Below are 12336 nucleotides of genomic sequence, written 5' to 3'. Positions count from 1 at the left end.
GTGTCCGGTCCGGCAGCAACGGCTCGATGCGTGCCCACTGGGCGTCAGTCAACGACACACCAGACCAACGATCCGATGATCTGAAGGAAACGGCCTAGGTCGCCAGGGACCTGGGGATCAAGGCGACCACCCTGGGCAGCTGGGTCGCACGGGCCTGCCGTGCCGGCACTGCCGGGGCGGCCACCGGAAGCGAGGAACTGGCCCGACTGCGCCGGGAGACGCGCGGTCGCGCGTCGCTGATTTGAGTGAGAAGATTCACGACGTTCTCGCAAAGTTGGCATACTCTAGGGACGATCTAACCGGGGCCGACGATGAGGTACATGGGTCTGATGCAGGTTCTGGTGACAGATTCGGTCACGCGGCCTGGAGGGCCGGTGTGGGCATGACGGTCTCGAATTCGACGGGGGCAAGCCAGTTCAGATGTCCCCCGATCGTGCGGCAGCCCCCGGCAGGACTCGAACCTGCGGCCAAGCGGTTAGAAGGCGCCTGCTCTACTCCGTCGCATCCGATCCTAAATTGCCCCAGTTCGCGCGTATTTTTGCAGCGAACTCTCGTCGCAGGGGGTAGTTCGCCGACAGCAGACATATGGGTGCGGCAGTGAACTGGATTAGTGCGGTGGCTTCAAGTGAACCTAGATGCAGGCGGATCGGCTGCCGTGATGTGTGAATGCCGCAGTTGGGAGTGAGGCTCCTCTGTGCGGTCCCCTGCCCTTTGTAGCACGAGATCCCCGGTTAGCGAAACCGGGGATCGTGTGGACCATTGATGCTGTCGAGCGGGTCTCCGTGCGACGAATCGCTGTTTCCCAGAAGGAGTTGAATGCCGTGCTCGTCGACATCTTGGATGAGGAATGGATACTTTCCGAGAGTCAGGCTCTTTCGCTGCTCGATTGGATACGTAGGCAGGAGGGCGGGGGTCGCCCGGTGGTGCACTCCTTCCTGGTCGCTGTGGCCGAAGGGGTACTTCGTCCGAGTGAGGCCCGCTCCCTGCGTGTTCGCGATGTTGTCCTTCATGCAGGTGGTTCTGGTGAGCTGACAGTTCGCCATCGAGGGCAGGCTCGAATGGTTCCGCTTCAGGCACAGTTCGCCTCGTTCCTCCGTGAGTGGATCGACGAGGCTGGTCTCCAGAAGGGCGATCTGCTGTTCCCCGGCGCTCGCGGTGGGCGGCTATCGGCTGCCGCGTATGAACAGGTGTGGGAGCAGGCGCAAGAGGCCGTACTGCCGCACGACGAGCTGCTGAGCTGGCGGCTGGGGGAACCCGTCGACATCCTCCGAGAGTCCTCCCTGGTGCAGCGGCTGAGGTCAGGCATCGACGTCTTGACGGTGGCCGAGCTTGCCGGGGTGGCCCCGGCCTGGTTGGCGCTCCGCTACCCGTACTGCTTCCGTCCCGAAGCAACTGAGACCGACTGGGAGCGACCCGCTCAGGCGATTCACCTTCCGGAGCCGACTGCGCGGTGAACCGGGCTGGGCGCTCCGGTAGATGGGCGGAGCGCCGTCCTTCATGACTTCGTCCCGCCCCCTTCCGGCCCGGCGACGCCAACTTCTCGGCCTGACCTGACTCCTGCCTGGACGCGCTGCGCCGCTTCCTGACGTGCTGCGTCCCATCTCCGGCAGCTTGTCGTCTATCTCCTCGGACCGGTCACTGCCCGGCTGTCCGCCCGCCGGAGTCCTCTCACCCTCACCTGCCAAGGACTGATCCATGCCCGCACGCCTGTTGTCCATTCCTGCCGTCGCCGCAGCCCTGGACGTCGACCGACGCACCATCTACCGCTTCATCGCGGCCGGCGACCCCCCGGTCGTCGATCTGCGCACCGGCACGGGGCGTTCGCGTGTCCGCGTCCCCGCCGTCGGCCTCGACGAGTTGATCTCCAGCCGCGCTGTCGTCACGCCCAGACCGCGCGGCTGACCTTGGCCCGTTTTAAGGGGCTCCGTACTGATGTGAGGAGTTGGGCTGTACCTACGCAAGTTGAAGACCGGTAAGTGGCAAGCGACGGTTCGCAACCGGCTCGGTGACCGGTTCGGCGAATCGTTTCCCCTCAAGGCGCAGGCGCGTGCCTGGGGCTTGGAGATGGAGACCCAGTCCGCCCGCGGTGGCATGCGCGACCCGCGGGCCGGCGCAACGTCGTTCCGTGAGTGGCACGACCGGTGGTGGGCCGCCCGCGTGGTCGAGCCCCACACTCTGCGGGGAGACGCGTCGAGCATCAAGAACCACGTCATGCCCCACTGGGCCGACTGGGAGATGCGCTCCATCACCCGCATGGGCATGCAGGGCTGGATCCGCGCCCTGATCGAGAAGGGAGCGGGCGCCGCCGCCATCAAGCGGGCCTACAACCTGACGTCCTCCATCATGCGTGCGGCCGTCGACGACGATGTGATCGCGGTGAGTCCCTGCCGCAGATAGCCGTCAAGCCGCCGCAGTGGTTCACCCTCGACCAGGCGCAGAGCATCCTGGACGAACTGCCCACCGTGTGGCAAACGATGTGCCTGCTCGGCTTCTACACCGGGCTGCGATGGGGCGAACTCTCCGGCCTTCACCGCCACCGCATCGATCAGCGCCGCTCACGCCTGTTCGTGGTGGAGGTCAACACCAGGAGCGGCATCAAGGAGTACCCGAAGAGCTCCAAGAGCCGACGCGAGGTACCGCTCCCATCCCACGTCCTGGAGGTGCTCGAACGACACATCCACCGACTCGACCGGGATGCCGTGGTGTTCACCACCCTCACCAAAGGTCGGTCGGGTCGCCTCCTCACTTACCTTCACACCCTCGTCGGAGTCACGGCCGCGCCGTCACGGCGTCACAGCCGAGGTGCCCGAAGACTCCGCCCCGGCCTTCACCAACTCATCGACGCACTCGACGGCGAACCGGTCCTGGTCCTCGGCCGCCGCAGCGACGTCCTGGCGGCCAACCGGATGGCCAAGGCACTGTTCACCGACTTCGACCAGATACCCGTCCGGCACCGCAACTACGCACGCTGGATGTTCCTCGGCGAGGAACCCCGGTCCTTGTTCGTCGACTGGGAGGACCAGGCACGGGCCGCCGTGGAAAGCCTGCGTCTGGAGGCGGGACGGGACGCGGATGACCAGGCCACGAACGGTCTTATCGCAGAGCTGCGCGAAAAGAGCACGGAATTCGACCACTGGTGGGAAGAGCACCGGGTCCACCAGCGCACCCACGGTTCCAAACGCCTCCACCACGCGCTCGTCGGTGAACTGACAGTGGAGTACGAGACGCTGACGCTGCCAGGAGACCCCGACACAACCCTCTTCGTCTACACCGCGGAACCCGGATCGTCGTCCGGACAAGCACTCGACCTCCTGGCCATGTGGACCCTGACCGGCACCGGAACGCCCCGGACCGGCACGGCCCAAGAGCACGACTGACACGGGTGTTCGTCCCGTGCCTGGCGGCTGCGTCCCCTGTGTCCGGTGCAGTGGAAGTGATGCACAGTTCAGTCCGGGCATGGGGTGGATCGCTGTGACACCGGTGGTCAGGAGGAAGGCGCCGTCTCCCCGGCCGGTCCACTCCGGCATTACGGCGCGCACCACTTCCACCGGTGTCAGCAAGAGCACCGGGAGAGGCCCTGGCCCAGGACAGCGGCATCCGCTCGGCGGCCGAGGTGTGGCTCTGCTCGTACTGAACGGACCGTACTCGATCACGTCGATGCGCCCGAAGCGGTCGCGGATGTCCGCGACCAGCACCGGCACTCCGTCGGGCCGGGACAGGTCGGCGGTGAAACCGGCTGCTTCGACACCGCCCGCCGCCAACTGCGCGATGAGGGCGTCCAGGCGCTGTTGCCGGCGCCCAACCAGGGCCACCCGGAAGCCCGCACGGCCGAAGCGGCGGGCGAGGGAGGCACCAAGGCGGTGCCGGCCCCGAAGACGGCAATCACTTTGGACGCGGGGGCGCTCCTTGCTCCGCCAACCTTGACCCGAGCGAGACGATCACGTGCTCGCCGCGGTGGCGGCCTGCTCGTCGTGTTCGCGGACGGTGTGAGTCCGCCCTCCGTAGGGTGAGTTGAACAGGCAGGCTCGGAAAGTTTGTTGCGAAGGAAGGGGCCCTGGAGCCGATGGAGCCGAGCGATCTCGTATGGCATGACGCGGTCGGCCTCGCGAGTCTGATCTCAGCGGGCACGGTGAGCGCCGTCGAAGTGGTGGCTGCCCATCTCGACCGGGTCGAGGCGGTCGCAGACCGAGTGAACGCCTTCGTGACCGTGCTCGGTGAGCAGGCTCTGCGCGCCGCAGCACGACCGGCCGGTGGCCCGCTCGGCGGAGTTCCCTTTACGGTCAAGGATTCCTTCGACACCGCAGGGGCCCCCACCACCTGGGGGTCGACACTCTTCGCCGACCGGGTGCCCGATACCGATGCCACTTCGGTGGCCCGCCTTCGGCAGGCCGGCGGCATCCTGCTGGCCAAGACGAACCTGCCGGAGATGTCCTACTGGACCGAGACGGACAACCGTCTGACCGGCAGGTCTCTGAACCCCTACGATCCGCAGCGCACTCCCGGGGGCTCCAGTGGCGGTGAGTCGGCGGCCATCGCGAGCGGGCTCTCGCCGCTCGGCATCGGGAGCGACGTCGCCATCTCCGTGCGCGGCCCCGCCGCCGACACCGGGATCGCCTCGATCAAACCCACCCACGGCAGGGTGCCGATGACCGGCCACTTTCCCGCCGTGCCGCGCCGCTGGTGGCACGCGGGCCCGATGGCTCGCAGCGTGCGCGACCTGCGCCTGGCACTCTCCCTCATGGAAGGGCCCGACGGCAGCGACCCCTACGCCGTGGCGCTGCCCGCCCCGGACCGCACCCGCGGCAGGGGCCGGCTGCGCATCGGCTGGACCGCGGCGGCGTTCGGCGCGGTCGATCAACAGGTCGCCGCTACGGTCGCCGCGGCGTCCGCAGCGCTGGCCGAGTTCGGGCACGACGTCCGGGAGAGCGAGCTTCCATGGCTCGCCGAGCGGGACTGCACCCTGCTCTCGGCGACGCTGTTTCCCCCGGAGGTACGGCCGGCCCTGCGCGCCGTCACCTCCGGCCGCGAGACGGAGGTGCACCCGGTCATCGCGGCCACGCTGGAGTCCGCCGAGATTCCGCTGGCCGACTATGTCGCCGCTGAACACGAGGTGGAGCAGCTGCGCACGCGATTTGCCGCATGGTTCGCCGACCACGATGTCCTGCTGTGCCCCGTAACCCCCTTTCCCGCTCCGCCTCATGGCCGCAGCCGCCTCGACGTGGACGGTGTCTCCCTGCCGGCACGCGCGGTGATGCGCGCGACCGTACCGTTCAACCTGACCGGCCTGCCCGCCGTCGCGCTCCCCTTCGGCGCCACGGACGACGGCCTGCCGCTCGGCGTCCAGCTGGTCAGCCGCTGGTGGACCGAGGCCCTCCTCCTCGACCTCGCGGAGCGCCTGGAGGAGGTCAGCCCCGTCCGCGGCCGCCGACCCGCTTTCTGAGTGGCAGCTTGGTCGGTACTACCCAAATCCAGGAGGTGCCCGCCGGAACCCAGAAGTACCAGGGGCACGTCGAGGTAGTCGCCGGCGGCAGAGTTGAGGACGACGTTGATGCCGTGGTCGCCTGCGATGGCGCGGAAGGCGGTCGCGTACTGAGCCACGGAAAGTCCTCTGATCTGCAGCTTCTCTAGCCGGTGGCCGACGCGACACCTGTCCGGTGACGGATCATGCGGAGTGTGTGGTGATTCTGGAGCGGGCCGCCAAGGAGGCCTGACTGGCTCCCGCCTGTACTTCTGTGCGCTCTCGGCGTTCTTGGCGAAGCTCGTTGCGCTGCGAGCCATTGTGCGAGCAAGGCGGCGGAGGTTCCGGCTGAATGAACAGTCGGCTCCGTCGGCAAGACAAGGCGAAACGGGACCGGGCGGTCGGGTGAGTCACGGACGGTCTGCTGTCGCGGTGCTGGTCAACGCCGTTGGCATATCGGGCCGGCGCTCCTTTGCGCAGTAGGCCGCCCGCCTCGACGGTCGGCCACGTCGCCGAGGCAGATTCGACCGGTCATGTCTGACCGGTCGGTGCGGTGCGGTCCTTCCGGGAAACCTTCAACGGATGAGCGTCGCCAATAGGTTCTCCGCATTCCACAGGTCGTCCACGCTCTGTCGGAGAAAAAGCAGCGCGTCCTCCACGGTGTCGTTCTGGCAATGCTGCTCCCGGAGGACTCCGGGGCCGGCCGGTAGGCTATTGCATGCGCTGAGAAGGTCGTATTCGACTGCGACTCGGGCGTCGCAGTGCGAAGGGTGGGTGATGAGGCTCGCCACCACTCTGATGACATCCTGCGTTACCCAATCCGGCGCTGTTTCGTACTTGTATACATGCACGAGGGAAATGACGGTCGCGTCACCCTGATGACTGATGTCGACATCGTGCTTCAGCGTGAAGCCTTCGCCGAGAGTGAAGAGGAGTTCGATGGTGAGGCGCCCCAGCTCTTCGTTGATGTTCTCCAGCGCCGTGAGGAGTTCGTAAACGTCTTGCCGGCGCCTGTCTTCTAGGCGGTAGGTCATCTTTCTCGTCACCCTTCCAGTTCCTGAAGCACATGCGTCATCCGGCACAGCTCCTCCACGCCATCCTTGAGGAATGTGATGGCCTCTTCCAGAGGTACGCCGTCGAGCTGCTTCTCGTGCAGGATGTGCTCACCTTCCGGGACGCTGCCCATTGCCGCGTCGAGATAGGTGTCGACGGCGACCCGTGCCGCACAATCGGTTCGGGTCACTGAGAGGCGCACATGCAGAGTGATCTCGTTGATCTCCGAGAAGTCCTCGCTCACCGGGATCATGAGCGGGTGACTGAGAAGAACGTGCAGGGTCTGGCCGCTGTCGTCCTTCTCGATACGAAGTTGATGGCCCATGCCGACTTCGTGGCCGAAATCGTGACGCGCCAAGAGGTCGGTGGAAAATTCAGTGAGTTGATCGTGGATTTCCCGCATGTCATCAAGAAAAGTGCGGAGGTGCTGGTAGTGCATCTGTGTGTTGTTGTCTTCTTTCCTGGGGGCGGAGTGGTCGGCGGTGCCCCAAGGGAAGGGGCGTGTGCGTTCAACGTCTCATTGATCGGACTCTGAGTCCGGCTTCCGTTGGCGAAAGGTGGCCCTAGGCCGATTCCTGGCGGGAGTGACGGGCGGATCGAAGTGTGACCGGGCGTGGGTTCCTGGGTCTCTCGTCCTTGTCGAGATCACCGCAATGGATGCTTTTGGCGGTGAGATTGCAGACCTGCTGCGTTGCGGTGCAGGCGCGCACGCGAATGATCATCGCCAGCGTACCGGACGGGGTTCGAGGCGTGGCGCCAGGCTTGAGCTTTTCGGCCGCTGTCCAGGCGTCGGCCGCCCAGAAAGGGTGGTTGGCCGAGGCGGTGATGAAGCCGGTCGGGCGGTGCCTTCGCCTGGGTCAGCTGGTACGTCACCGGAGCCCGGGGGCGCGGCACCATCGTGGGGGCACTTCCGTAACCGAGACCGAGACTTTTCGCACACGAGCCGACGGGGCGAACGAGCGAAGACGGCTGGTCATTGGCCCGGCACGCCAGTCAGCACAACACCGCTGTCGCCGACCCCGGACGCCCGGTGCGTATCGTGAGCCTCGCGCCGTCATACCTCGGACCGGCCCTTGGCGCGGCGGAAACAGGACTGGCGACGCCACCCTATGCACGCGAAGCGGGTCATCTCTATCGGTAGATGCCTAAGTAACAAGTAAGAAAAGACACAAAGGGTGTTTGACGTGATTCATTACTCAATGCCCGACTTGTTGCCCCGGTGGTGGGTGTGGCCATGTGCTTGGATCTGGCATCTCCAAGGTTGAACTGCCCAACTGCCTTTGCGTGCCTGAACACCGACTCATCTCCGGGTGGGTGCACGGCACGGTCAAGCCACGCTTCCCACGGGGGGATTTCGTATGAAGCTCGCACGGCGGATCACTGCCACCGTTGTGGCTGCCTCGGCTGGTTCCGCGACGGTGGCCGACACGTCGCGCTTGCCGAGCGCTCCTCTGCCACCGGGCTGCCCCCAAGGGAGAGTGGACGCCGGTCGGGGTGTCCACTGATCGGGACGATCGGCGCACCCCGGTCGAGATCCGCACGAGCAAGCGAGCAAGCAAGCGAGTAGGCAGGCAAGGTCCGTACGACTCGGGCAAGACGGGCGTGGGTGTGCCTGTTGCGCCCTGCCGATTCCCTGCACCGCATTGCTGTCATGGGCTTGCGCAGTCATGGGCCAAGCAGCCGGCCTGAGCCCACCTGCCTGGGCGGACGGATTTCTTCCGGCAGGGGCCCGGCGCCGAATGGCACCGAGTCCGGCCACACACGGATCACCGGCCACCGCCTCGTGATGTCGGACGTGGGCACTCCCACTTCGCGCAGGACCACCGCTCTCCTGCCCGTCATACCGGAGCGGCGTACCACCTATGTACCCGCGGGGCTTGTACAGCCCGTGAATCCTTCGGACCAGGAGCGTTCCTGACCAGAGCGCTGGGGGGAGCATCATGAGCGAGCGTCGCTCGGGCAACAGACTTGCCGCACTGGACGGACTGCGGCTGCTGGCCGCGCTGATGGTGGTCTTCTACCACTACGTCGCCCTCGCCCGGCCCTGGGGCCATTCCACGGAGACGATCTTCCCGACCGCTCACTACGCGGCCCAGTACGGGTGGCTCGGGGTGGAGGTCTTCTTCCTGATCAGCGGCTTCGTGATCTGCATGAGTGTGTGGGGCCGTACGGTGGGCGAATTCGCCGTGTCCCGGCTCACCCGGCTGTTCCCCGCCTACTGGGCCGCCATCCTGCTCACCGCGGTGGTGGTGAAGCTGTGGCCGGAGGTCACGTCCCTACGGGGCTGGGGCCATGTGATCACGAACCTGACGATGCTCCAGGCCGGCAACAACACGCCCAACATCGACCCGGTGTACTGGACGCTCTTCGTGGAGCTCAAGTTCTACCTGATCGTGGTCGTGGTCATGCTGTTCGGCGTCACCTACCGCAACTGCCTGATTCTGTGCGGGGTGTGGACAGCGGCTGCCGCCCTGGCACCGGTCATGGGAACGCCGCTGCTCACCGCGTTCGCGATGCCGCAGTACGCGCCGTTCTTCATCGCCGGCGTCGCCTTCTACCTGATGCGCCGGTACCGGCCCAACGCGATCCTGTGGGCGATCGTGGTGCTGCAACTGCTGCTCGCCCAGCGTTACATCGACTACCGACTGGCCACGAGCCTCGGCAAGGCTGTCGCCCAGACGCTGCCCACCTGGCCCGCGCGCCTCGTCATCATCGCCGGCTTCGCCCTTGTCGGCGCCATCGCACTCGGTCGCTTCGACCGGACCCAGTGGAAGTGGCTCACCACCGCGGGGGCGCTCACGTACCCGCTCTACCTGATCCACATGAACATCGGCATGACCCTGATACACCACTTCCGCAACCGGGTCCCCGCTCCGGTTCTGGTGGCCTCGGTGACCGTGGTCATGCTGGTCGCTGCCTGGGTCATCCACCGCCTGGTCGAACGGCCCGTCGGGAAGTGGCTCCGCACCACCATGCGGCGCGGCATCGACGACGTGCGTCGGCATGTCGTACCCCGTCGCCGCCACGCCCGACGCCTCCCGCCACAGACGCCCGTCGTATCTCACATGCCTGAGGCGCCCGTCATGCCTCACGCATCACAGGTGGTCGCCGTGCCTCACGCTCCGCAGGAGGATCTGGCGCTGTCCCGGGCCCGGACCTCCGACTGAGGGCGGTCGGCCGCGTGTCGGGGCCCGGCGTACGGAACGGTCGGCGCCCCCGTTGGGGACCGCCGGCCGGAGCGCGTACGGGCGCGGCTATTCGCGCATGCTGATGGCGTCGGCGGGTGGCGAGCGCAGTGCGAGCTTGGTCGGCAGCAGGACCCCTGCCGCGGCCAGTGCCGCGGTCGCCGCGACGATGCCCAGGTACAGCAGCGGCGGTATGTAGGGCACGGGGGAGGAGGTCAGGCCGAGGCTCACCGTTATCAGTGGGAGGAGTGGTACGACCGTGCCCACTACCACGGCGATCAGGATGATCATCAGGGTCTCCGTACGCATCATCCGCATCACTTGGTCCGGTGTCGCGCCGACCAGCCGCAGCAGCGCGAACTCCCTGGTCCGGCTCAGCGTCGTCATCACCAGGGTGTTGGCCACCGCCACGGCGATGTAGCCGAAGACCAGCACCAGCGGCAGCGCGCTGCCGACCAGCCCCGCCATCGCGCTCGTCTCCTGCGCCATGCTCTCGTTGTCGGCGACCTTCAGCCCCGGATAGCGCGCGGCCAGCTTGGACAGTCCGTCGGCGATCTTGTCCCGGTTCGCGTCCGGTGCCAGCCGTGCCAGGACCGCGTCGTCCAGCCGCTTGGAGCTGTGCTTGATCACCGTGTCGTGCGGCAGCGTCACGTCCCCGAAGCCCAGCCCGCTCCGGTAGGTGGCGACGACCTTGGACTCCTGCTGCGCGCCGTCCGGCAGGTGCAGCCGCACCCGGTCGCCCACACCGGCCCCCAGGGTGCTCGCCGCGCCGCTGCTCAGCGCAACCGCGTCCGGCGACGCGCCCAGGCCGTTCAGGTCGCCCTTCTCCACTGCCAGGTCGAAGAGCTGGTCCAGCTTCCCGGGCGTCACGCCCTGCGCCTCGTAGTCGAAGATCTCGGGGGAGTCCAGCAGTTTCCGGGATGCGAAGAGCTTGGTGCGCACCACCCCGGCCGCCGCCGAGACACCGGGCAGCCGCGCGATGTCCCCGGCGGCAGCCACGGGCAGCCCGTCGAGGTCGCTGCCGAGCGTGTAGTCGGCCACAACGCCCGCCGCGGCCTGGTCCTTGGCCGCCTCGTTGGTCGTGGTGGGGATGAACAGCTGGACCGAGGCGAAGCCGATCGCCAGGATCAGCGGGCCGATGCCGGCCGCCAGCCGCCGGGAGTTGGCACGGGTGTTGGCCACCGCCAGATGGCCCAGCGTGCCGAACCGCCGCTGGAAGGGCCGGGCCAGCAGCCGGGTCGCCCGCCCGACCACCGGCGGCGCCAGCATCAGGATGGCGATGACCATGACGAGGCCGCCGCTGCCCGCCCCCGCGACGGCGAAGACGGAGCCGAAGAACAGCGGAAGCAGCGAGGCCCCCAGGCCCAGCACGAGCAGGAGGACGCCGAAGGTCACCCGCGCCCTGCCGAGCGTGGGCGCCTCCGTACGGGACTGGCTCAGCGCCTCCACCGGGCGGATGGCCACCACCTTGCGGGCCACCGCGAACCCCGCGATCTGCGCCGTCGCCACCCCGATGGCCACCGCCGCGAGCATCGGCACCGGCCCGTAGGAGAACGCGAAGTCGTCCGGCACCACGCCGATCACCGACAGCGCCCCGCGCAGCGCCCCGGCTGCCAGCGCCCCCGGCAGACAGCCGATGACCGACGCCAGCAGGGAGATCACCAACGCCTCACCGGCGATCACCTTGTGGATCTGCTTGGGCGTCGCCCCCACCGTCCGCAGCAGCACCAGCTCACGTCGCCGCTGGTGGACGCCGAGCGCGAGCGTACTGCTCACCACCATCAGGGTGATCAAGATGATCGTGCCGCCCAGCGAACCGGCCAGCTCCTTCAGGCTGCCCCGGGCCGAGGCCACGTCCGGATTCTCCACGCTGCTCAGCGCGTCCCCGGTGTAGAGGTCCGCCGGGGTGCCGCCGAGTTTGCCCTCGATCCGCTCCGCCAGCTCCTCCGGGGCGGTGCCGTCCTTGGCGAGCACGCCGATCGCCGACACCTGGTCGTCCCGGCCGTACAACTGCCGCGCCTGCGCCTCGGAGAAGAACACCGGCGGGGTGCGCAGTCCGTCACCGGGGCCGCGGTACTCGACCACACCGGCCACCGTGTAGCGCGCGGCGGCCTGCGTGGTCGCCAGCCGTATGGTGTCGCCGGCCTTGACCCCGGCCCGCTCGGCGAGGGACTTCTCCAGGACCACTTCGCCGGGCCGCTCCGCGCCCCGCCCGCCCATCAGGTGGAACGGGCCGAGAACGGAGCCGGGCCAGGACGCGCCCAACGCTCCCTCCCCGTCCTCGCCCTTGAGCACACCGCCGTCCTCGCCCACCAGTTGGGTGGGAAAGCGCAGATCGGCCACGGCCTGCCGGACCCCCGGCACCGCCGCGACCTTGGCCACCAGCGAGCGCGGCACCCCGACGGCGTCGTCCAGCGCCTTCGTCTTGGTGCTCTTGCCCTCGATGACCGAGAACTCCTGCTTGCCCGCCACCACCACCGCGGCGTCGCGGTAGCGCTGCGCCGGGACACCGGAGTCGATGCCCGACTGGAGGATGATGCCGAAGGCGGTGATCAGCATGGACGCCCCGAGGAGCGCGACGAACGCGCCCACGAAGCCGCTCTTGCGCTCCTTGACCGTCTTCAGCACGAGGGCGAACAC

At 67.6% G+C, this 12336-nt stretch carries 9 protein-coding genes and 1 pseudogene; 6 read left to right on the top strand and 4 right to left on the bottom strand.

The annotated features are described in order from the left end of the window. Positions 1–749 precede the first annotated feature (749 nt). From ADK86_RS41715 to ADK86_RS44000, 4 genes are all read left to right on the top strand, one after another. The gene (locus tag ADK86_RS41715; protein WP_159394021.1) at positions 750–1454 is read left to right on the top strand and encodes a site-specific integrase; all 705 of its coding nucleotides are present in this window, start codon (positions 750–752) and stop codon (positions 1452–1454) included. 241 nt (positions 1455–1695) lie between these two features. Further along, a complete protein-coding gene (locus ADK86_RS33475; protein ID WP_053699990.1) occupies positions 1696–1902 on the top strand; it encodes a helix-turn-helix transcriptional regulator in 207 nt (68 codons plus the stop codon). A 60-nt stretch (positions 1903–1962) separates the two neighbouring features. Next, positions 1963–2397, top strand: coding sequence for a hypothetical protein (locus ADK86_RS44980; protein WP_234346186.1), 435 nt, complete (start codon positions 1963–1965; stop codon positions 2395–2397). 65 nt (positions 2398–2462) lie between these two features. Next, positions 2463–3377, top strand: coding sequence for a transcriptional regulator (locus ADK86_RS44000; protein WP_234346185.1), 915 nt, complete (start codon positions 2463–2465; stop codon positions 3375–3377). A gap of 330 nt (positions 3378–3707) precedes the next feature. Here ADK86_RS44000 and ADK86_RS44975 read toward each other — a convergent pair. Then, a pseudogene (locus ADK86_RS44975) lies at positions 3708–3812 on the bottom strand (short-chain dehydrogenase); the annotation flags it as partial. A 251-nt stretch (positions 3813–4063) separates the two neighbouring features. Here ADK86_RS44975 and ADK86_RS33465 point away from each other — a divergent pair. Next, positions 4064–5440, top strand: coding sequence for an amidase (locus ADK86_RS33465; RefSeq protein ID WP_053699989.1), 1377 nt, complete (start codon positions 4064–4066; stop codon positions 5438–5440). 593 nt (positions 5441–6033) lie between these two features. Here the strand turns inward: ADK86_RS33465 and ADK86_RS33460 are convergent. Next, positions 6034–6504, bottom strand: coding sequence for a hypothetical protein (locus tag ADK86_RS33460; RefSeq protein ID WP_053699988.1), 471 nt, complete (start codon positions 6502–6504; stop codon positions 6034–6036). Further along, positions 6501–6950, bottom strand: coding sequence for a hypothetical protein (locus ADK86_RS33455; protein ID WP_053699987.1), 450 nt, complete (start codon positions 6948–6950; stop codon positions 6501–6503). Before ADK86_RS33455 ends, ADK86_RS33460 begins: the two co-directional genes overlap by 4 nt. Positions 6951–8451: 1501 nt before the next feature. Between ADK86_RS33455 and ADK86_RS33450 the strand changes: the two genes are divergently transcribed. Further along, positions 8452–9678 carry an acyltransferase family protein gene (locus tag ADK86_RS33450; RefSeq protein WP_053699986.1) on the top strand — a complete coding sequence of 409 codons (1227 nt, stop codon included), beginning with the start codon at positions 8452–8454 and terminating at the stop codon, positions 9676–9678. An 87-nt stretch (positions 9679–9765) separates the two neighbouring features. Here the strand turns inward: ADK86_RS33450 and ADK86_RS33445 are convergent, their stop codons facing one another. Then, entirely contained in the window at positions 9766–12336 is a 2571-nt protein-coding gene (locus ADK86_RS33445; RefSeq protein ID WP_053699985.1) for an ABC transporter permease, read from the bottom strand.

This window comes from Streptomyces sp. NRRL F-5755 (assembly GCF_001279365.1).
In the GTDB taxonomy this organism is placed as follows: domain Bacteria; phylum Actinomycetota; class Actinomycetes; order Streptomycetales; family Streptomycetaceae; genus Streptomyces; species Streptomyces rimosus.
The sequence above is the reverse complement of the archived record's forward strand: the minus strand, read 5'-3'. Positions and strand labels throughout refer to the sequence as shown.

Excerpts from the sequence above, each read along its gene's own strand:
- ADK86_RS33450 (WP_053699986.1), top strand. The coding sequence starts at position 8,452 with ATGAGCGAGCGTCGCTCGGGCAACAGACTTGCCGCACTGGACGGACTG.
- ADK86_RS33465 (WP_053699989.1), top strand. The coding sequence starts at position 4,064 with ATGGAGCCGAGCGATCTCGTATGGCATGACGCGGTCGGCCTCGCGAGT.
- ADK86_RS33475 (WP_053699990.1), top strand. The coding sequence starts at position 1,696 with ATGCCCGCACGCCTGTTGTCCATTCCTGCCGTCGCCGCAGCCCTGGAC.
- ADK86_RS33455 (WP_053699987.1), bottom strand. The coding sequence starts at position 6,950 with ATGCACTACCAGCACCTCCGCACTTTTCTTGATGACATGCGGGAAATC.